The following is a 19,429-nucleotide window of genomic DNA, read 5'->3' as shown; positions in this document are numbered from 1 at the left end:
TCTGAATTCGGTTATGCCTTTTCCGGCTTCTTAATGGACCGGAAGTTAACAAAGATGAGAAGAATCAGCACGGTCAAAAATATAATGGATGACAGTGCGTACATGGACGGCCGTATGCCGCGCCTTACCTCGCTGTAAATCAGGGTGGACAGGGTGTTAATGCCCGCGCCCTTTGTGAAGTGGGTGATGATAAAGTCATCTAAGGACATGGTAAACGCCAGCAGGAAGCCGGAGAGCACACCGGGCATGATATCCGGGAACCCCACCTTGAAAAATGCGTACAGAGGGGATGCGCCCAGGTCCAGGGCGGCCTCGTAGGTGTATTTATCCGTCTGCTTAAGCTTGGGCATGACGCTTAGTATGACATAGGGTATATTAAATGTAATATGGGATATAAGCACGGTCTTAAATCCCAGGGAAATACCAAAGGCAATGAAGGCCAGCATCAGGGATATACCGGTTACGATGTCAGCGTTCAGCATGGGGATGTTGGTTACGCCCATGACAATGGTTCTGGGCACGGTCCGCATGGAACTGATGGAGATAGCCGCTGCCGTGCCTATGACTGTTGCCACCAGGGCCGATACAAAGGCTATGATTAACGTGGTGGTCAGGGCGCTCATGATAGAGCGGCTGTCAAACATCTGGGTGTACCACTGCAGGGTAAATCCGCCCCACTGGGTCCTGGATTTGGATTTGTTGAAGGACAGGACCATCATGGTAAGGATGGGGGCATAAAGGAAGATCAGTATGAGCACCATATAAAAATCCGATATGATTTTCCGCAGTACTTTTGAACTCTTTGTCATCAGAATGCAGTCCCCTCTCCGTTTTTATCGTATTTGGCTATCATGGCCATGCTGATTAGGATAAAGACCATGAGGACCAGTGAAAGTCCGCTTCCCAGATGCCAGTTGCTTCCCCTGGTAAATTCCTGTTCAATGACGTTGCCGATGAGCAGAATCTTGCTGCCGCCCAGCAAATCGGAAATAACGAAGGTGGTCAGGGAAGGGACAAACACCATGGTGATGCCGCTGATGATGCCCGGTATGCTTAAGGGGAACCATATCCTGGTGAAACGCTGGAAGCTGTTGGCTCCCAGGTCCATGGCGGCATTTATAATATTATCGTCTATTTTGGACAGCACATTGTAAATGGGAAGCACCATAAAGGGCAGGAAGTTATATACCATGCCCAGCACAATGGCTGACGGGGTGTTAATCATGGACTGGGACGGGAGGTGAAGCCAGTTAAGGATACCGTTAATGACTCCGTTTTTCTCCAGCAGTGTCTGCCAGGCCAGGGTTCTCAGAAGGAAGTTCATCCACATGGGAAGGATGAATATGAATACAATGAATCCTCCTGCCGCGGCTCCTCGGCCCCTTAGTATCATGGCCAGGGGATACGCTAACAAAAGACAGAGGACCGTGCTCACTAAGGACAGTCCAAGGGAAAGCCACAGAGCCTTTGCGTGGTCCGCAGAAGCAATGGCAATGACATTTGCCATGGTCAGGCCGCCGCCCTTGTCAGTCAGCCCGTACCATATAATCATGGCCAGCGGAATCAGTGTAAAGCCGGCCATCCAAATAAGATAGGGACCTGATAACAGCGCCTTGCCGATGGCGGCGCCTTTTTTTTCGCTATTCATTGACTCCCAGCGCCTCCTCGTCTTCAGAAGCAGGCTTGTTCATGATCTGGATCTCAAAGGGCTCCACATGGATGCCCACCTGCCGGCCTACAGGAAACATATCGGTGGAATGCACCAGCCACTCGAAACCGTCCGGGGTGGTTACCTCCATCTCATAGTGGACGCCCTTGAAAATCAGGTGGGTCACAACACCCTGGAGGGTTCCGTCCTCAGGCTTTACAAGGTCAATGTCCTCGGGCCGGATAACCACATCCACAGGCTTATTATTGCCGAAACCCTTGTCAACACATGCAAAGCGGGCGCCGAAGATTTCTACCAGTTCGTCCCGGATCATGGTGCCGGGTACAATATTGCTCTCACCGATGAAGTCGGCCACAAACGCATTTTCAGGCTCATTATAAATCTGCTCAGGGGATCCCATCTGCTGGATGTATCCCTGGTTCATGACCACGATGGTGTCGGACATGGTAAGGGCCTCCTCTTGGTCGTGGGTCACATAGATAAAGGTAATTCCCAGCTCATTCTTAAGGCGTATCAGCTCGTACTGCATATCCTGGCGCAGCTTTAAATCCAGCGCCCCGAGGGGCTCGTCAAGAAGCAGCACCCTGGGTTCGTTCACAATGGCCCGGGCAATGGCGATACGCTGCTGCTGGCCGCCGGATAAAGAGTCCACGGTCCGTTTCTCATATCCGGGCAGGTTCACTAATTTCAGGGCATATTTGATTTTGTCATCAATGTAGGACTTTGGCTTGTTCTTAATCTTTAAGCCGAAGGCAATATTTTCCGCGATGTTCATGTGGGGAAACAGCGCATACTTCTGGAATACGGTATTCAGCGGGCGTTTGTTAGGTGGAATCATGGAGATGTCCTGTCCGCCGACGATTACCTTTCCTGTGTCAGGGGTAGTAAAGCCGCCTAATATACGCAGGGTAGTGGTCTTGCCGCAGCCGCTGGGGCCAAGCAAGGTGACGAAGCTGTTCTCCCTGATGGAAAGGTTCAGGTCGTCCAGGACCAGCTCGCCGTCAAAACTTTTTGATATGTGCTGTAAATCAATGAAAGGCTGGCTCATGATAATCAAAATCTCCTTTTATCTTAATGTGATTAAAAACTTGGCGGCGAGCTCACCCACAGAAGAAGGGCCCCGTTCCTGCTTGTCAGGTAATGTTTCTTATCCGGCGTGAAGTAGAAGGACTCCCCTTTCTTTGCCTTGTATGTCTTGCTGCCTATGTGGATGGATATGCTTCCCTGGAGCACGTATCCGAATTCCTCACCTTCATGGGGATTATCAGGATAGGTGGAGCCTCCGGCCTTTAAGGTGAGGAGGATGGGCTCCATCACATTTTTCTGGGCATTGGGGATAATCCATTTGATTTCATTATTTAAGTCTGTATCAATTTTCTCAAAATAATCCTGTTTACCAAATACTACCTGTTCATCCGGCGTTTCATTGAAGAATTCACCGATGGTGGTGCCCAGGCACTGAAGAATGTCCATCAGGGTAGCTATGGATGGAGACGTCAGGTCACGTTCCAGCTGGGAAATGAATCCCTTGGAAAGCTCGGCCCGGTCAGCCAGTTCTTCCTGGGTCAGACCCTTTAACACCCGCAGTTCCTTTAGTTTACTTCCGATTTCCATGGAGCTCCTCCCTGTCTCGCGTTTCTGAACAAAAAGTTTACAAATACTAACTGACTATAAAAATAAGCAAAAAGTTTAGTAATAATAAACAAGCGCGAATTTCATTATACATTAAATCAGTGGTATGTCAATACCTTTTTGAAAGATTTGGCAGATAAGTTTAGGGACAAGTTTAGGGATGAACAGCGGGGGAGAATTTCACAAACTTCCAGTTAACAAATTCACAAATTTATGATATGATGTTTTTAGTCTAAATTGAAATGAAAACCGACGTAAATCAGGGAGGTACAGACAGGTATGAGCGGCAAATATATGGCATATGTAGGATCCTATTCCTACACCGGAAAAGCAAAGGGAATCACAGTGTTTGACGTGGATGTGAAAAACGGAACATTTAGGGAGAGGTGTGAGATGGAAGTGGACAACTCCTCCTATGTCATTGCTTCCAGCGATGGGAAAACCTTGTACTCCATCGCGGACGAGGGAGTTGTATCCTTCCGGATCCTGCAGAACGGAAGCCTTGCAAGACTGAACAGCGCTCCCATCCGCGGCATGAGGGGCTGCCACCTGTGTACTGATATGGAAGATAAATACGTGTTTGTGTCAGGCTACCATGACGGCAAGACCACGGTCTTAAGCCTTAACAAGGACGGTTCTGTGGGGCAGATTGTGGACGAGGTGTTCAACAAGGGATACGGCAGCGTGGCAGAGCGCAACTTCCGCTCACATGTTACCTGTACCAGAAGGATGCCCGACGGCAGGTATGTTCTGTCGGTGGACAACGGAACGGACCAGGTAAAGGTATACCGTTTCAACGACAAGGATAAGAGGCTGTTTCAGGTAGATGCCATCCACTGCGACCTGGAGTCGGCTCCAAGACATTTCCGCTACAGCTCCGACGGACGTTTCCTTTATCTGATGCATGAGCTGCAGAATGTAATCTGCGTTTATTCTTATGAAACCGGTGACAGGGCGCCTGTGGTTGAGAAGATACAGACTATTTCCACCACCTCCACCAAGAATCCGGGCAATCTGACAGCTGCCTGCGCCATGAGGCTGTCTCCGGATGAGAAATATGTTTACTGCACCAATGCAGGTGAAAATACAGTGAGCATCTACAGCAGGGATGAGAAATCCGGTCTACTCACCATGATCTGCTGTCTGCCTGTCAGCGGTGAATATCCAAAGGATGTGGCTATATTCCCGGATCAGAAACATATCGCGTCCATAAACCATGACAGCGGCAGCATCAGCTTCTTTGAAGTGGATTATGAGAAGGGCCTCATCGTTATGTGCGGACGAAGCGTCATGGTGAACGAGCCAAACTGCTGCGCTATTGCGAAGATTGGAAATTAGTCTGAGAAGATAGTTGGATTGATGAGATAGTAAGAATTAGTGAGACAGCTGGATTAACGAGATAGTAGAATTAGTGAGACAGCCGGATTAACGAGATAGTAGAATTAGCGAGATAGCCGGATTAACGAGATAGTGGGTTATAGATACAGGAGGACAGGAGACAGTATATGGCAGGTTCTGCATTGGGAACAATATTGAGAGTGACGACCTGGGGAGAATCCCATGGAAAGGGAATCGGCGTGGTGGTGGACGGCTGCCCGGCCGGACTGCCTCTGGAAGAAGGGGACATCCAGTCCTATCTGAACCGGCGAAAGCCGGGCCAGAGTAAGTTTACCACGGCCAGACAGGAAGGGGACCAGGTGGAAATCCTGTCCGGCGTGTTCGGGGGAAGGACCACCGGTACTCCCATTGCTCTGGAGGTGCGCAATACAGACCAGCGTTCCCATGACTACAGCAATATTATGGATATTTACCGCCCGGGCCATGCGGATTACACCTTTGACCAGAAGTACGGATTCAGGGACTACAGGGGCGGCGGACGGTCCTCAGGCAGAGAGACCATTGCCCGTGTGGCGGCGGGCGCCATTGCCTGCAGGCTTCTGGAAAGCCTTGGAATTACGGTCAGGGCGTATACAAGAGAGGTGGGCGGCATTTGCATTGCACAGGAGCGCTTTGACCTGGACGAGATGTGGAATAACAGGCTGTACATGCCGGATGCCCGGGCAGCAGCACAGGCAGAGGCCCGGCTGGAGGAACTGATGGCCGGGAAGGACTCCTGCGGAGGAGTGGTGGAATGTATCATCCGCGGTATGCCTGCCGGAGCAGGAGAGCCTGTATTTGAGAAGCTGGATGCCAACCTGGCCAAGGCCATGCTGTCCATTGGCGCGGTCAAGGGATTTGAGATAGGAGACGGCTTTGCCGCTTCCAGGGCACGGGGATCTGAGAATAACGACGGATTCGGCATATCACATAAGGCAGCGGACGGCAGCCCGTATTTGAGCGGCAGGATTGAGAAGCAGACCAATCACTCAGGAGGCACACTGGGAGGAATCAGCGACGGAAGCGATATCGTGATGCGGGCAGCATTTAAGCCCACCCCCTCTATTGCCCAGCCCCAGCACACCGTGAACCAAAACGGTGAGGAGACCGTGGTGGAGATAAAGGGCCGTCATGACCCCATCATCGTGCCAAGGGCCGTAGTGGTTGTGGAAGCCATGGCCGCATTGACGGCGGCCGACATGCTGCTTCTGTCCATGACATCCCGGCTGGACCGGGTGCAGGCCTTCTTTGCCCGGGACAGGGTATAACATAACACAGAAATAGATAAAAGGAGAAGATAAATTATGAAAATTGCAATTGGTAACGACCATACAGCCATTGAGCTTAAGAACATAATTAAGGAGTTTGTGGAAGAAAAGGGCTACGAGGTCATTGACCTGGGAACCAATTCCACCGAGAGCTGCGACTACCCCATATACGGCGAAAAGGTAGGACGGGCCGTGGCTGACGGTCAGGCTGACCTGGGAATCGCCATCTGCGGCACCGGCGTGGGCATCTCCCTGGCAGCCAATAAGGTAAAGGGAATCCGGGCCTGTGTGTGCAGCGAGCCTTATACCGCAAAGCTGTCCAGAGTGCACAACAACTCCAACGTACTTGCATTTGGCGCCAGGGTAGTGGGCAGCGAGCTTGCCAAGATGATTACAGAGGCATGGCTGGACGCTGAGTTTGAGGGCGGCCGGCATGAGCGCAGGGTGAATATGATTATGGAGATTGAGAACCGGTAGGATGGTACGCGGCTGTTCTGAAACACACCCACTGGCCCTTCCGCGCCCCAGATAAAAAGGGACACTGCTTAAAGTGCCTCAAGGCTGGTGTTCCTAATAGCACTTGTTCGTGAATCTAAATTGAAATTTCAATATAACAGTAAAAAGCGTCCGTCTGTCTTTTCTCCTTAGCGTGGGAAGAGACAGCGGGCGCTTTTGAATATGTAGTGGGTGAGAAACAGGGGAGTCACTGCTGCTCCTCTGTTTCTCACGGACCGAGCTCCCTACAGGCGCCCGCGTACCATTCTTCTACCTCTTAATAGTTCTCAACTTTCCTCTCAAAATAAGCCTTAGGATGAGCACAGCAAGGACATACCTCAGGAGCTTCCGGTCCTTCGTGGATGTATCCGCAGTTTCTGCACTTCCAGCCAAGAGGCGCATCGCCCTTGAAGGTCTTGTCGTTCTTTAAGCTTTCTAACAGCTTGTTATACCTTCTCTCATGTGCAGCCTCAACCTTGGCAACCAGTTCAAACTTAACAGCCAGTTCCTCGAAGCCTTCTTCCCGTGCTTCACGGGCCATGCGTGCATACATATCAGTCCACTCGTAATTCTCACCTGCTGCTGCGTCAGCCAGATTCTCCTCAGGAGTGCCGATGCCGTGCAGTTCCTTGAACCACATCTTGGCATGCTCTTTTTCCTGGTCTGCGGTCTCCAGGTATAAAGCGGACATCTGCTCATAACCTGCTTTTTTTGCAGCGGATGCATAATAGGTGTATTTGTTGCGTGCCTGGGACTCGCCTGAAAATGCGTCCTTTAAGTTCTGTTCAGTTTTGGTTCCTGCGTATTTTGATGCCATAAATTGTACCTCACCTTTCTCTTTTGTTTCGTTTTTTACTACCTATAAACTATTGTATCCTGTTATTTACAGAAATTCAATCTAAAAATCAATATTTTACTGCCATTCATTGTCGGGGAAATATGTAATAAATTAGTTTAAGACTGATGCGTTTGGCTGGGGATTATGAAAAACATATGGCAGATAAGAATACAGGCAGCCCTGGGGAGACTACCTGTATTCCTGGTTTGGAGGGTAAAATTGATTCTATGTCAAAAATTAGCCGAAATATCTGTTTAAAAGTCCTTCAAATGCCTTGCCGTGGCGGGCCTCATCCTTAGCCATCTCATGAACGGTGTCATGGATTGCGTCCAGGTTCAGAGCCTTTGCTCTCTTAGCCAGGTCGAACTTGCCGGCGGTAGCGCCGTTCTCAGCGGCAACTCTCATCTCCAGGTTCTTCTTGGTGGAGGAGGTAACAACCTCGCCTAACAGCTCAGCAAACTTGGCAGCATGCTCAGCTTCCTCGAAAGCAGCCTTGGCCCAGTACATACCAATCTCAGGATAGCCTTCTCTGTGGGCAACCCTTGACATAGCCAGGTACATGCCGACCTCGGAGCACTCGCCTTCAAAATTAGCTCTTAAATCCATCATGATATCTTCAGGGGAACCCTGAGCCACGCCAACCTCATGCTCGCATGCCCATGCCATTCCTTCAGAAGCCTGCTCTTTAAACTTGGAAGCCGGAACACCGCACTGTGGACATTTCTCAGGTGCATTCTCTCCCTCGTAAACATAACCGCAAACTGTACATACCCATTTCTTCATAATCAATATTCTCCTTTTTCCTTCATTTTAGTTATTTATTTTTCGATAATAGTAATTGTTACTGATATTAATATAAACCATATTCCAGGATTTGTCAAGTGTTATTTTGTAAAAAGTTTCACCTTTTTGGTATTTCCGGCTTAAATGAGCCGGATGAAACCAGAGGCTGGGATGTGATGCTTAAAACAGGATTTAACCGAAGTATCTGTTTAACAAACCCTCAAATGCCTTGCCGTGGCGGGCCTCATCCTTAGCCATCTCATGAACGGTATCATGGATTGCGTCCAGGTTAAGGGCCTTTGCTCTCTTAGCCAGGTCGAACTTGCCGGCGGTAGCGCCGTTCTCAGCGGCAACTCTCATCTCCAGGTTCTTCTTGGTGGAGGAGGTAACAACCTCACCTAACAGTTCAGCAAACTTGGCTGCATGCTCTGCTTCCTCGAAGGCAGCTTCAGCCCAGTACATGCCAATCTCAGGATAACCTTCTCTGTGGGCAACCCTTGACATAGCCAGGTACATACCGACCTCGGAGCACTCGCCTTCAAAATTAGCTCTTAAATCCATCATGATATCTTCAGGGGAACCCTGAGCCACGCCAACCTCATGCTCGCATGCCCATGTCATTCCTTCGGAAGCCTGCTCCTTGAACTTGGAAGCCGGAACACCGCACTGTGGACATTTCTCAGGTGCATTCTCTCCCTCGTAAACATAACCGCAAACTGTACATACCCATTTCTTCATAATCAATATTCTCCTTTTCCTTTATGCATTTCGTGTGAATCCCCGGGATTCATTTATTTGTTAAAATAATAATAGTAATTGTTACTGATATTAATATAAACCACTTTGAGAGATTTGTCAATAGATATTTGAATTTTTTTTAAAACCTGAAATAAAAAATGTGAGCTTAAAAAATGAGAGTGGGAAAGCAGGGGGATGGGTTAATATAAAGGCCAGCAGGGAAGAATTGTATAATAGAATAGCAAAGAAGAATAGATATAGAAGGGTGGGGAAGAGGATTAGGGAAGAAGATTGGAGAAGAAGAGCGAATAAGGAAAACAAATAAGAGAAATAGATAGAGAGAAATAGATAAGAGAAATAGATAAGAGAAATAGATAAGAAAAACAGATAAGAAAAAGGATAAGAAAAACCAAATAAGAAAAACAAATAAAGAAAATAGGCAAGGAATAAAGAGAAAGATAAACCGGAGAAAGAGATTAAAAAGGAAGAAGTTCAAAAAAGAAAATTAAAAAAGAAATATCCCGAAAGACGCAGAGGGAACATATGGCGCCCGGCCGGCACCGTGGAGGACTTTGGGGATATTTCTTTATAATTTCCTTATGTTATGATGCGTATTCAATTAATAAAATAGTCACTGTGTGTTAAACTGCCCTGGTCCAGGCTGTTCAGGAAGCTGCCTAGCAGGGTGCTGAATTCCTGGGCCTTGACACCGTCCATGTGGCCGTCGTAGTCCCAGTACCCTTCCATACTGCGGTCCATAAGCTCCGGCTTCATATAATTGAAGTTATAATATTCCAGACCCAGGCCTTCTAAGAGCTTCTTAAAATACAGGTGGGACTGGTCATAGGAACCGGCAAATTTATCAAGGGTTTCCTGGGGGACAGGCGTGGTGATGACAGTCAGTTCAATGCCGTTTTTCCGGCAGAACGCAGCTATGCGGTTAAAATATAGCTCTGCCTTGGATTTTACCTGGCTCTCATCCCAGGGGATGTTGTTGAAGGTGCCTTTATCCTCGCCTGCTACCCGGTCCCGATAGATAAAGCCCCGGCCCGCGTAATGGCCTCCCGGGATTTCCAGGACAGATGGGTCATAGTTTTTATAGGCAGTGCTTTGCTTGCGGCGTATGTGGTCCGGGACCTGGCCTATTAGGTTGCGGTAGTAGCTCCACGGAGCCAGTGCAGAGCGGAAATCCAGGTTTATGATTTTATCCAGGAAATAAAAAAACTTGGACCTGGAAGCCGGGAACTCCTGATAGAAGAAAATCTGGGTGGATCCGCTTCGCTGTTCATTCATCCAGTATGAGGGGTCCAGCTCGTATACAACGCGGGACGGCGACTGGGTTTCACAGGCAAGCCGCAGCATATGGTACATATCGTCCGGATAGGCGTCCGCCATACACAGACTGACGGAGCTGCCGCCGGAGGCAGCATCCACGGAAAAGGGGTCAATGCCATACTGCCCGTGGGAGGTGCCAATGAAGATCGTGTCGTATGTCTCTCCGTTTCTAAGGTTATGAAGATTGATTCTCACGGAGCTTGGAGGTATAAAACCATAGTTGAGAGCTGCCGTGATGCATATGCACAGGGACAGGAACAGGATGGCCTTCAGCCACTGTGGAAGCCATTTGTGAAAACGGCCGGCTCCTTGGTTAGAATTGGGCATATATAAAACCTCCTCCCGTCATGGTAATCTGGCCCAGCAGCGGTATGGAAAAGAGCAGCATCAGATAGACGCACCATCTGGCGGCCAGCGGCTTTGCGGACAGGGTATCCCGTATGTTGACATGGTTTTCCTGGAGAAGGCTGACTGCCAGCAGGACAGTGCAGGAGAGGGCCAGGGCGGCATAGTCCTTGAGATCCAGGCCCAGCCTGAGAAGGCTGCCGTCCGACAGGGCAGCCAGGGAAAATCCGGTAACGGTATTCTTCATCATGGTCAATGCGGCTCCCAGGCTTACAGCCATATCAAAATACCAGCTGATATTTACAAGAAGGAAGGTTCTTAAAATCCGGACCGCCATCCAGGGCCTGGATTCAACTGGTATGTGCAGTTTGCGGGCCATTTCCCCGTAAAAGGGGGCAAACAGGTTGCTGGCGGCAATGATGATTCCGTTATAAAGTCCGTAGACAATGAATTTCCAGGCAGGTCCGTGCCACACGCCCACCAGGAAGAATACCAGCAGATTGGCGATACATACAGGCAGCACTCTGCTCACATGCTTTCCAAAATGTTTTTTACAGAATTTTCCGAATTTGTTCATGCCCTTTGAAAGTGAAAAAGGATAGAATACATAGTCCTTCATCCAGGTGCCCAGTGTGATATGCCAGCGGTGCCAGAAGTCTGATATGGACTGAGCAAAATAGGGGCGTTTAAAATTGGCGTCCAGGGATATGCCGAAGCACTCTGAGGCGCCCATGATTACATCCATGCCTCCTGAGAAATCGCCGTAGAGCTGAAGGGAATAGCACAGTACACCGGCCATCACCAGGATGCCGCCATAGGACTGGTAATTGCCGAATACTTCGCTGACAACCACCGCAGCCCTGTCCGCTATGACGATTTTTTTGAAATAACCCCAGAGCATGAGCTGAAGTCCCCTCTCTATGCGGGTAAGGCTGAAGCTCTTCTGGCCGTAGAGCTGGGATGCCAGACGGTCGTACCGGCCAATGGGCCCCTGCAGAATCTGGGGGAAGAAGGAGACAAAGAGGGCAAAACGAAACGGATTGCGGTCAGGCGCGTATTTACCTCTGTACACGTCGATGAGGTAGCCCATGGACTGGAAGGTGTAAAAGGAGATTCCTAAGGGCAGCAGAAGCTTTGCAGAGGAAAAATGGGTGCCGAAGAGAAGGTTCATGTTATCTGCGGCAAAATTGCGGTATTTTAATGCTGCCAGAATGCCGAAGTTTACAAAGAGGACCAGGGCAACAATCCATTTCTTGCGCTGTTTGAACCGCCCCTTTAAGGCCTTTTTTTCGTCCGGGGAAAGGGGCTGCTGAGGATTGGCCGGGCGCCGGAGGCGGTCCGGGCCGCAGTCCAGCATATGGTCCGGGCCGCAGTCCAGCGTATGGTCCGGGCCGCAGTCCAGTGTATGGTCCGGGCCGCAGTCCGGAGTACGGTCCGGATCGCGCGCCGGAGTTCGGTCCAGGGCGCAGGCCAGGGCGCGGTCCGTGTGCTCCAGCCACAGCCCGCCCAGAAAGGTAGTGGCGGTAGTGGTCAGGATGAACACTACCGCCGCCGGGCCGGAGGCCAGATAAAATATATAGCTGAAGATGAGCAGCCATACCCACTGGAGCTGTCTTGGTATCACATAATATCCGGCCACTGCTGCTGCCAGAAACAGCAGGAATTTCATTGAAAGAAACGACATAACATACTCCTCTAATTGTCCTTAAGGCGCTCTACCATGTTCCAGAGGGCCTGGGCAGAGTTAAAATTCTCCGGAATAATGTCCACCGGTGATATCTCGATTCCGAAGGCATCATTCAGTTCGCTGACAATGGACAGGATATCAAAGGAATCCAGATATCCGTCATCAATCAGGCCTGTGCATGTCCTGAAATCCACGGTGGGTTTTATGTCTTCTAACAGTTCTAATAATTCATCCATTTTATTGTTCTCCTTTTACGTGTCAGAGCATCTTTAAGAATTGCTCTGTGATTGATATATCTCCATGGCAGAGCCGTCGTTAAGTATATCTGTGGGCAGGGCGTCCCGCACCAGGGAAAGGCCGTGTTCCTGTGTGCAGGTGAGGACCACGGGGAGCTTCCGGCTCAGAAAAAGGTAAATGCCCTCCGTTACGGAGTAAGCGCCGATACGGTCAAATACCAGCAAATCCCCTGTCATCAGGCCATCCAGGGGCAGATTTTTTACAAGTATATCCCCCGATGTGCAGAGGGAGCCGCATACGGTCCAGCGGTCGCCGGAGGTTTGTGATGCCGGAGGACGGGCCGGATTGTCCTGGGGTATATACCGGTAAGCAGGCACCTTCATGGCCATGGTCTGACCATAATAGTTGACGTGGTTAATGCCGCCGTCCACAATGCAGTAATTCTGTCCCTGGCTTCGTTTCACGTCCGCCACGCGGGTCAGATAGCTGCCGCAGGGAGCGGCCAGGAAACGGCCTGCCTCGAGAAAGATTATACCTTTAAAATTCAGGGAATCAAGGGCTTTTTTGAATTCCTGCAAAAGAATTTCTTCGTCAGCCTGTTCCTGTCCTTCAAAATAAGGTATCTGGAAGCCGGGGCCATATTCCAGCTCCCGAAACTCAAAATCCAGATGTTCCCTGACAAAATCCATAAATGAATCCAGCTTTACCAGCTCTTTTTCTATCTTTTCCATTCCCTTTTTCTGGGTTCCGGAATAGTACTGGAGGCCTGCCAGGTCCAGATGGGGATAGGAGTCCCGATTACGGATTGAGGTGAGGATATCCTCCTCATCCATCCCAAACTGGTTGCCGCTGGTCAGGCGCAGAAGCACCCTGACCCCGGTGCGGCCTGCGGCGCCGGCACAAGCCTCTAAAAGCCTGAGCTGATTTAAGGATTCAGCTGTGTAGGTTCCGGCGCCCTGCTCTGCCATGACCGAGCGGATGTGGGATTCCTCCTTATTGACACCGGAAAGGACGATTTTCTGGGCCGGCACACGGGCGCGGCGGCAGATGGCATACTCTCCCGGGGAACAGACCTCCAGGCCGCCGGCTGCCTGGGCAGCGGCAGCTGTCAGGAAGGGGTTGGCCTTCATGGCGTAATAGATATTCACCTGTTTTCCAAGGATCTGTTCCATGCGGCGGATACGTGAGATAAACACGTCTAAATCAAAGATATAGCAAGGCGTGTTGTATGTCCGGGCAGCTTCCTGCAATATATGGTTATCCATAAAGCCTCCTGAGTGCCTGCCGGTCCACTTTGCCGTTTTTGGTACGTGGAAGTTCCGTCAGGTTTCTGTATAAAGCGGGGAACATGTAGCGCGGCAGGAGATGTTCCAGGCCAACGGCGATGTCCCTTTTGACAGCGGCTCCCTCATAGAAGGCCGCAATTTTGTTTTTTTCTTCCAGGAACAGGCATACCGCCCTGTCCACACCCTCCACGGTTTCAAGGGCAGCCTCAATCTCGCCAAGCTCGATCCGGTGTCCCATGTGTTTGATCTGGAAATCCTTCCGCCCGTTGAAATACAGAAGTCCGTCCCTGCCGTAGCAGGCCAGGTCGCCGGTTCTGTATATAATCTCAGGATAGCAGGGATTTAAGGGGTTCTGGACAAAGGCCGTGGCAGTTCGTTTTGGATCCCTGTAGTAGCCCAGAGCCAGAGCGGTTCCTGCCACACAGAGTTCGCCGTTTTGTCCGGGTTCTGTGACCAGCCTGTTACTTTCATCCAGCAGGAATACTGTTTCGTTGGGAAAGGGTACTCCGATGGGAAGGGGGGTTCCGGGTTCAAATTCCCGGTCCACCACATAGTATGTGCAGTTGCAGGTAATCTCCGTGGGGCCGTACAGGTTTACAAACAGGGCATCTGGCAGGTAACTGCGCCAGATATTCAGATGCTTTACCGGCATGACCTCTCCGCTGAAGAGAATCTTATTCAGATGGGATGGAATGCGGTAGGTAAAGCCTTTCAGGGTGGTAATGATGCACAGGGCGGAAACGGCCCAGATGGCTGTGGTGATTTTCCTGTCGCACAGGTAGTCCAGAAGGCCGGTGGGGATGGAAAACAGTTTTTTGGGAATAATTTCCATCGTGGCTCCGGTTTTAAGGGCGGAGTAGATGTCCTTTACAGATACATCAAAGTCAAAGGGCGCCTGATTGCCGATGACATCATCCTGTGTGATATGGAACAGGTCCGTAAAATGCTGGATGAAGTCAATGACGGAGCGATGGCTCACCACCACACCCTTGGGCACGCCGGTGGAGCCGGAGGTGAAGATTCCGTACAAGGGGTCCGTATCAGCGGCCTGCCTGCGGATGGACGCAAGGAGACTGCTGTTCAGGGCGTCATCCGGCAGAGACTTTAAGTCCTCCAGGAACAGTATCTCACCTGAAAAGGAGATACCGACGGCCAGGTCAAGGCTTTCCTTATCGGCAATCATAAGGTCCGCCTTAAGGGTGTCCAGAATCCGGTTCAGACGTTCGGCCGGCTGGTTTGCATCCAGGCAGACATAAAAACAGCCTGCCCGGACAATACCCATAAAGGCGCCCAGGGTAAATACATTTTTTTCTGTCAGCACGGGTACAGGTCGGCGCGGGCCTGTTTTCTGTGCCAGAACGCTGCCGATTCTCATAGACAGGTCTGACAGCCCGCGGTAGGTAAGGCTTGTATGTTCATCTGAAAAAGCCGTTTTCCGGGGATAAGCTTCTGCGGATTCTTCAAGAAAACTAAGAATATTCTGTATCAATAATAGGACCTCCCACAGCAGGTATTTTTTAGCATTTTCGTGCTTAGTCTAGCACAGATGGATAAGGGGTTCAAGGCTTTAATTATGAAGATTCTATGACAATTGCCCGGTACAGTACAAAACAGCAATTGCAGGGCACATTCCGGACAGAGGATTTCATACGCAAAAAAGGAGAAGAGCGCACTCTTCTCCTGATTCTGTAAAAGTCATAAGCCGGATACCGGCGATTTCTTAGCCAAAGTATCTCTTCAGCAGACCCTCAAATGCCTTGCCGTGGCGGGCCTCATCCTTAGCCATCTCATGAACGGTGTCATGGATTGCGTCCAGGTTCAGGGCCTTTGCTCTCTTAGCCAGGTCAAACTTGCCGGCGGTAGCGCCGTTCTCAGCGGCAACTCTCATCTCCAGGTTCTTCTTGGTGGAGGAGGTAACAACCTCGCCTAACAGCTCAGCAAACTTGGCAGCATGCTCAGCTTCCTCGAAAGCAGCCTTGGCCCAGTACATGCCAATCTCAGGATAACCTTCTCTGTGGGCAACCCTTGACATAGCCAGGTACATGCCGACCTCGGAGCACTCGCCTTCAAAATTAGCTCTTAAATCCATCATGATATCTTCAGGGGAACCCTGAGCCACGCCAACCTCATGCTCGCATGCCCATGCCATTCCCTCGGATGCCTGCTCTTTGAACTTGGAAGCCGGAACACCGCACTGTGGACATTTCTCAGGTGCATTCTCTCCCTCGTAAACATAACCGCAAACTGTACATACCCATTTCTTCATAATCAATATTCTCCTTTTCCTTTTTATAATGATGGCCAGGAGCCGGACAACAGATGTCCGGGCATCCTGACGAGTTGTTGATAATCAATAATAGTAATTATTACTGATATCAATATAAATCATTTAGGCTGGTTTGTCAATAGCTTTATCAACTTTTTTTTGTAAACAGCTGTTGCACCGCCCGTAGAACAGTACGTAGTGGCTGTCGATGATGCCCGGCGCATGTTCCTGGGCTTCCTTATTCAGGTCCTCCATGGCGCCTAATTCCATGTCATAAACCTGATTACACTCGCTGCACACAAAATGGTAATGCTGACGGGTATCTCCATCAAAGTGAACAGCACCGTCCCCGCAGGTCAGCTTTCGTATCTCGCCGGTCTCAGCCAGCAGATTCAGGTTACGGTAAACCGTTCCCAGACTGATATTGGGAAATTCTTCACGGATGCTGGCGTATAGGGCGTCTGCCGTAGGATGGTCGTGACGATTCATCAGACAGGCTTTGATGGATTCCCTCTGACGGCTATACTTTAGAGCTTTCATCGCATCTCCTTCTCTATATAAAGATAATAATAATAGTTACTGTTTATATTTTAGCAGAAGATGGATACACTGTCAAGGGCCGAAAAATACCCTGCATCCATCTTATGAGGGAAGCAGGGTATCTAATACATATATCAGGTAGAAAGCATTATTTTTTTAGGGGGCATAGTCCAGCCGTTCCTTTGCAATGCGGATGAATTCGTGGGCGGCCCGGGACATGTAGCGTCCCTTGTGGTAGCCGATTCCCAGGACGCCGTGAGCCCGGGTGTAGTTTAAGGAATACAGGTTCAGGTGGTTCTGCTCCAGGACCGCGCTGCGGTAGGAATGGGAGGCAGGGTCCGGGGACATGAACATCCTGGGATAAAAGGTGATTCCCATACCCTTGCCGCTGAGAGCCAGCACGGTTTCGATATTTTCTGTCTCCAGCACGATGCGGGGACTCATCTGGGCGTCCTCGAAAATCTCATCCGCTATGGTGCGCACACGGTTCCCCTTTTTAAGCAGTACAAAGGGGCAGTGTTCCAGAAGGCGGATATCAGAGGCGGCGCGGAGTTTTTCTTTTATCTCCTCCACCTGGCCGGGATATGCTTTTTTCAGTGTCTCGTCCGGGACCACCATAAGAATCTCTTCATTACAAATGGGAACTGTTTCCACATTTTCCGCTGTAAAGGGCAGCAGGTCAATCATCAGGTCGATGTTTCCATGGAGCAGGTCTGAGGCCAGCTGGCTGGAATTTCCCTCCGCCAGGTGAAGCTCGATGCCCGGAAACTGGGACTGGTAGGTGGGCAGGATTTCCGGCAGAATGACCCTGCCGCGCGTATGGGATACTCCGATGGAAAGCTGTCCTGTGGAGAAATCCTTTATATCGGAGATTTCCTTGTAGGTCTCATCCCGCAGATCCAAAAGCTCCCTGGCCCTGGTCTTTAGGGCCCTTCCCGCATAGGTAAGGGTCAGAGGGGAGGTGCGGTTGAAGAGAATTACGTCAAATTCCTTTTCCAGGTTGGATATATGGTTGCTCAGGGACTGCTGGGAGATGTAGAGCTTCCTGGCTGCACGGGTAAAGTTGAGCTCCTCGGCGGCTACCAGGAAATATTCCAGGTTCAGGAAATTAATCATGACTCATTTCCCCCCGAAGCGTTTCCCTCCTGTACGGTTTCCTCCTGTATGGTTCCTGACCGGTACAGGTGCCCGCAGCGTTCATCTTCCTGCTGGGCCAGGATGGCGGCTGCTTTGGGAAGAAAGCCGCACAGACGGTCAAGGGACGTGTTGACTATCAGCTCCTGCGGAAAGTCCACTTCCTCCAGAAGCGCGTGGGCAAAGCCGTGATTGCCTGCGTCTGCTTCGCAGTGGGCATCGCTGTTTATGATAATGCTGGTGCCGTAGTGTCTGCACAGTTCCAGCATTTTTATATAATTATCCCTGGCTCCCACGCGGAAGCTTAATGGGTTTAAGGAGCTGTTGTTTACCTCCAGAAGTTTATGGTGTTCCCCGGCTGCAGCCACAAGTGTGTCATAGTCTATGGGGAAACGGCTGTCATCCGGATGACCGATAATATGAATCAGGGGATTTTTAAGCGCCCCCAGGTAAGCGCTGGTATTCTGAAGCGCCGTGCCGCTGTGGATACAGGGCTGGTGCAGGCTGGCTATGGCATAGTCCAGGGGTTCCAGGACGCTCTGTTCCAGGTCCACGGTTCCGTCATAATCCATAATATTCAGTTCCACGCCCATCATCAGCCTGACGCCGTAAAGGGTCCTTGGCAGGACTTTGAAATTGATGAAATGGAAGGAATGGCAGCTGCCGGGCATGGCAGGGGCATGGTCGGAGCATCCAAACAGGGATAATCCTTTGACCGAAGCCGAGTGAACCATCTCGTAAAGGGAATTATAGGCATGGCCGCTGGCTGTTGTATGTGTGTGCAGGTCCAGTAAATCTATCATGGAATGCAGGTCCTTTCTAGCGTACATTGAGACATTTTAGCCGCTGAATGCATCATATCATATTTTCAGGACAGTGAAAAGGCGTAAAAGAGGATAAAAAATAAAAAAGGTATAATTTTCGTCATAAAACTATAGAAATATTAGGTGGGTTGTTGTTATAATGGTAAGGAATATATTTTGGTAAAATGTACAGAAGGCGAGGAGAGTAATTATGAGTGAAGAACTGAACAAAGAGCTGGAGAATGAAGTGACGGAAGAGGTAAAGGAGGCTGCACCCATGGAGACCATGGAGGATTACGCGGCTGAACTGGAGGCTTCCTATAAGACACTGAACCAGAGGCACATCGAGATTACCGAGGAGGAGAGCGGCGCGGGGGCGAAATGGGCCCAGTTCGCTCAGATGATGGAGGACAGAACTGTTGTCAAGGTTAAGATTGCCGAGGCGGTAAAGGGCGGCGTGGTCACATCCCTGGAGGAAGTGCGCGCATTCATTCCGGCATCCCAGCTGTCTACAGAGTATGTGGAGAAACTGGAAGACTGGCAGGGCAAGTATGTGGAGGCCGTCATCATCACGGTTGATCCGGAGAAGAAGAGACTGGTGCTTTCCGGACGCGAGGTGGAGAAGGAGAAAAAGGAAGCGCAGAAAAAGGAGCGCATGGCTCAGTTCAAGGCCGGTGATGTGGTGGAAGGCACTGTGGACAGCATTAAGCCTTACGGCGCGTTCATTAAGCTGGACGACGGCGTGGACGGACTGCTTCATATATCCCAGATCAGCACCCAGAGAATCAAGCATCCCAGCGCAGTCCTGACCGAGGGACAGACCGTAAAGGTTAAGATTCTCTCAGCACAGGAGGGCAAGCTGAGCCTGAGCATGAAGGTTCTGGCAGAACAGCAGGCAGACAAAGAAGAGCATGAGACATTTGACTACAAGGAGACCGGTTCGGTATCCACAGGGTTAGGCGACCTGTTAAAAGGGCTTAAACTCTAGGCTTAAGG

Annotated in this window: 21 protein-coding genes; 5 read left to right on the top strand and 16 right to left on the bottom strand. The window is 50.3% G+C overall.

Translation table 11 applies throughout. The features are described 5' to 3' along the window. Positions 1-11: 11 nt before the first annotated feature. From CGC65_RS28880 to CGC65_RS28865, 4 genes are read right to left on the bottom strand one after another with little or no spacing between them, the layout of a single operon-like run. On the bottom strand, positions 12-809 hold the full coding sequence (locus CGC65_RS28880; RefSeq protein WP_002569004.1) for an ABC transporter permease: 798 nt from the start codon (positions 807-809) through the stop codon (positions 12-14). Continuing rightward, positions 809-1,648: an ABC transporter permease gene (locus CGC65_RS28875; RefSeq protein WP_002569003.1), complete on the bottom strand. Its 840-nt coding sequence runs from the start codon at positions 1,646-1,648 to the stop codon at positions 809-811. Before CGC65_RS28875 ends, CGC65_RS28880 begins: the two co-directional genes overlap by 1 nt. Beyond that, complete coding sequence (locus CGC65_RS28870; protein ID WP_002569002.1) at positions 1,641-2,717, bottom strand: ABC transporter ATP-binding protein; 1,077 nt, start codon at positions 2,715-2,717, stop codon at positions 1,641-1,643. Before CGC65_RS28870 ends, CGC65_RS28875 begins: the two co-directional genes overlap by 8 nt. Before the next feature lie 32 nt (positions 2,718-2,749). After that, on the bottom strand, positions 2,750-3,283 hold the full coding sequence (locus CGC65_RS28865) for a helix-turn-helix domain-containing protein (protein ID WP_002569001.1): 534 nt from the start codon (positions 3,281-3,283) through the stop codon (positions 2,750-2,752). 297 nt (positions 3,284-3,580) lie between these two features. Between CGC65_RS28865 and CGC65_RS28860 the strand changes: the two genes are divergently transcribed. The 3 genes from CGC65_RS28860 (at position 3,581) to rpiB (ending at position 6,423) form a co-directional block, all read left to right on the top strand. Next, entirely contained in the window at positions 3,581-4,639 is a 1,059-nt protein-coding gene (locus CGC65_RS28860) for a lactonase family protein (protein ID WP_002569000.1), read from the top strand. 167 nt (positions 4,640-4,806) lie between these two features. After that, positions 4,807-5,946 (top strand): chorismate synthase, encoded by a 1,140-nt coding sequence (gene aroC, locus CGC65_RS28855; protein ID WP_002568999.1) that lies wholly within the window; start codon positions 4,807-4,809, stop codon positions 5,944-5,946. A gap of 36 nt (positions 5,947-5,982) precedes the next feature. Beyond that, positions 5,983-6,423, top strand: a complete 441-nt coding sequence (gene rpiB / locus CGC65_RS28850; RefSeq protein WP_002568998.1) for a ribose 5-phosphate isomerase B — start codon at positions 5,983-5,985, stop codon at positions 6,421-6,423. 295 nt (positions 6,424-6,718) lie between these two features. Here the strand turns inward: rpiB and rbr are convergent, their stop codons facing one another. The 3 genes from rbr to CGC65_RS28835 form a co-directional block, all read right to left on the bottom strand. Further along, complete coding sequence (gene rbr / locus CGC65_RS28845) at positions 6,719-7,258, bottom strand: rubrerythrin (RefSeq protein WP_002568997.1); 540 nt, start codon at positions 7,256-7,258, stop codon at positions 6,719-6,721. Positions 7,259-7,516: 258 nt separating this feature from the next. Beyond that, the gene (locus CGC65_RS28840; RefSeq protein ID WP_048928844.1) at positions 7,517-8,062 is read right to left on the bottom strand and encodes an NADH peroxidase; all 546 of its coding nucleotides are present in this window, start codon (positions 8,060-8,062) and stop codon (positions 7,517-7,519) included. Positions 8,063-8,254: 192 nt separating this feature from the next. Beyond that, positions 8,255-8,800, bottom strand: coding sequence for an NADH peroxidase (locus CGC65_RS28835; RefSeq protein WP_007038534.1), 546 nt, complete (start codon positions 8,798-8,800; stop codon positions 8,255-8,257). Positions 8,801-8,960: 160 nt separating this feature from the next. Here CGC65_RS28835 and CGC65_RS31130 point away from each other — a divergent pair, with 160 nt between their 5' ends. After that, a complete protein-coding gene (locus CGC65_RS31130; RefSeq protein ID WP_007038533.1) occupies positions 8,961-9,125 on the top strand; it encodes a hypothetical protein in 165 nt (54 codons plus the stop codon). A gap of 290 nt (positions 9,126-9,415) precedes the next feature. Here the strand turns inward: CGC65_RS31130 and CGC65_RS28830 are convergent, their stop codons facing one another. The 9 genes from CGC65_RS28830 to CGC65_RS28790 form a co-directional block, all read right to left on the bottom strand. Then, on the bottom strand, positions 9,416-10,462 hold the full coding sequence (locus tag CGC65_RS28830; RefSeq protein WP_002568995.1) for a hypothetical protein: 1,047 nt from the start codon (positions 10,460-10,462) through the stop codon (positions 9,416-9,418). Then, a complete protein-coding gene (locus CGC65_RS28825; RefSeq protein WP_002568994.1) occupies positions 10,449-12,164 on the bottom strand; it encodes an MBOAT family O-acyltransferase in 1,716 nt (571 codons plus the stop codon). The genes CGC65_RS28830 and CGC65_RS28825 overlap by 14 nt, the downstream gene beginning before the upstream one ends. Positions 12,165-12,175: 11 nt before the next feature. Further along, entirely contained in the window at positions 12,176-12,403 is a 228-nt protein-coding gene (locus CGC65_RS28820) for an acyl carrier protein (protein WP_002568993.1), read from the bottom strand. Between the two features lie 33 nt (positions 12,404-12,436). Then, entirely contained in the window at positions 12,437-13,669 is a 1,233-nt protein-coding gene (locus CGC65_RS28815) for an alanine racemase (RefSeq protein ID WP_002568992.1), read from the bottom strand. Continuing rightward, positions 13,662-15,179, bottom strand: coding sequence for an amino acid adenylation domain-containing protein (locus CGC65_RS28810; protein WP_002568991.1), 1,518 nt, complete (start codon positions 15,177-15,179; stop codon positions 13,662-13,664). Before CGC65_RS28810 ends, CGC65_RS28815 begins: the two co-directional genes overlap by 8 nt. 231 nt (positions 15,180-15,410) lie before the next feature. Further along, positions 15,411-15,956: an NADH peroxidase gene (locus CGC65_RS28805; protein WP_002578417.1), complete on the bottom strand. Its 546-nt coding sequence runs from the start codon at positions 15,954-15,956 to the stop codon at positions 15,411-15,413. A gap of 123 nt (positions 15,957-16,079) precedes the next feature. Further along, on the bottom strand, positions 16,080-16,496 hold the full coding sequence (locus tag CGC65_RS28800; RefSeq protein ID WP_002568988.1) for a Fur family transcriptional regulator: 417 nt from the start codon (positions 16,494-16,496) through the stop codon (positions 16,080-16,082). Positions 16,497-16,652: 156 nt separating this feature from the next. Continuing rightward, on the bottom strand, positions 16,653-17,612 hold the full coding sequence (locus tag CGC65_RS28795) for a LysR family transcriptional regulator (protein ID WP_002568987.1): 960 nt from the start codon (positions 17,610-17,612) through the stop codon (positions 16,653-16,655). Continuing rightward, positions 17,609-18,433, bottom strand: coding sequence for a phosphatase (locus tag CGC65_RS28790; RefSeq protein WP_002568986.1), 825 nt, complete (start codon positions 18,431-18,433; stop codon positions 17,609-17,611). Before CGC65_RS28790 ends, CGC65_RS28795 begins: the two co-directional genes overlap by 4 nt. Before the next feature lie 211 nt (positions 18,434-18,644). Here CGC65_RS28790 and CGC65_RS28785 point away from each other — a divergent pair, with 211 nt between their 5' ends. Continuing rightward, positions 18,645-19,421, top strand: coding sequence for a S1 RNA-binding domain-containing protein (locus CGC65_RS28785; protein WP_002568985.1), 777 nt, complete (start codon positions 18,645-18,647; stop codon positions 19,419-19,421). Positions 19,422-19,429: the final 8 nt, after the last annotated feature.

Origin of the sequence: Enterocloster bolteae, assembly GCF_002234575.2 — a bacterium.
GTDB classification, from domain to species: domain Bacteria; phylum Bacillota; class Clostridia; order Lachnospirales; family Lachnospiraceae; genus Enterocloster; species Enterocloster bolteae.
The sequence above is the reverse complement of the archived record's forward strand: the minus strand, read 5'-3'. Positions and strand labels throughout refer to the sequence as shown.

Excerpts from the sequence above, each read along its gene's own strand:
- CGC65_RS28880 (WP_002569004.1), bottom strand. The coding sequence starts at position 809 with ATGACAAAGAGTTCAAAAGTACTGCGGAAAATCATATCGGATTTTTAT.
- CGC65_RS28875 (WP_002569003.1), bottom strand. The coding sequence starts at position 1,648 with ATGAATAGCGAAAAAAAAGGCGCCGCCATCGGCAAGGCGCTGTTATCA.
- CGC65_RS28870 (WP_002569002.1), bottom strand. The coding sequence starts at position 2,717 with ATGAGCCAGCCTTTCATTGATTTACAGCACATATCAAAAAGTTTTGAC.
- CGC65_RS28865 (WP_002569001.1), bottom strand. The coding sequence starts at position 3,283 with ATGGAAATCGGAAGTAAACTAAAGGAACTGCGGGTGTTAAAGGGTCTG.
- CGC65_RS28860 (WP_002569000.1), top strand. The coding sequence starts at position 3,581 with ATGAGCGGCAAATATATGGCATATGTAGGATCCTATTCCTACACCGGA.
- aroC (WP_002568999.1), top strand. The coding sequence starts at position 4,807 with ATGGCAGGTTCTGCATTGGGAACAATATTGAGAGTGACGACCTGGGGA.
- rpiB (WP_002568998.1), top strand. The coding sequence starts at position 5,983 with ATGAAAATTGCAATTGGTAACGACCATACAGCCATTGAGCTTAAGAAC.
- rbr (WP_002568997.1), bottom strand. The coding sequence starts at position 7,258 with ATGGCATCAAAATACGCAGGAACCAAAACTGAACAGAACTTAAAGGAC.
- CGC65_RS28840 (WP_048928844.1), bottom strand. The coding sequence starts at position 8,062 with ATGAAGAAATGGGTATGTACAGTTTGCGGTTATGTTTACGAGGGAGAG.
- CGC65_RS28835 (WP_007038534.1), bottom strand. The coding sequence starts at position 8,800 with ATGAAGAAATGGGTATGTACAGTTTGCGGTTATGTTTACGAGGGAGAG.
- CGC65_RS28830 (WP_002568995.1), bottom strand. The coding sequence starts at position 10,462 with ATGCCCAATTCTAACCAAGGAGCCGGCCGTTTTCACAAATGGCTTCCA.
- CGC65_RS28825 (WP_002568994.1), bottom strand. The coding sequence starts at position 12,164 with ATGTCGTTTCTTTCAATGAAATTCCTGCTGTTTCTGGCAGCAGCAGTG.
- CGC65_RS28820 (WP_002568993.1), bottom strand. The coding sequence starts at position 12,403 with ATGGATGAATTATTAGAACTGTTAGAAGACATAAAACCCACCGTGGAT.
- CGC65_RS28815 (WP_002568992.1), bottom strand. The coding sequence starts at position 13,669 with ATGGATAACCATATATTGCAGGAAGCTGCCCGGACATACAACACGCCT.
- CGC65_RS28805 (WP_002578417.1), bottom strand. The coding sequence starts at position 15,956 with ATGAAGAAATGGGTATGTACAGTTTGCGGTTATGTTTACGAGGGAGAG.
- CGC65_RS28800 (WP_002568988.1), bottom strand. The coding sequence starts at position 16,496 with ATGAAAGCTCTAAAGTATAGCCGTCAGAGGGAATCCATCAAAGCCTGT.
- CGC65_RS28795 (WP_002568987.1), bottom strand. The coding sequence starts at position 17,612 with ATGATTAATTTCCTGAACCTGGAATATTTCCTGGTAGCCGCCGAGGAG.
- CGC65_RS28790 (WP_002568986.1), bottom strand. The coding sequence starts at position 18,433 with ATGATAGATTTACTGGACCTGCACACACATACAACAGCCAGCGGCCAT.
- CGC65_RS28785 (WP_002568985.1), top strand. The coding sequence starts at position 18,645 with ATGAGTGAAGAACTGAACAAAGAGCTGGAGAATGAAGTGACGGAAGAG.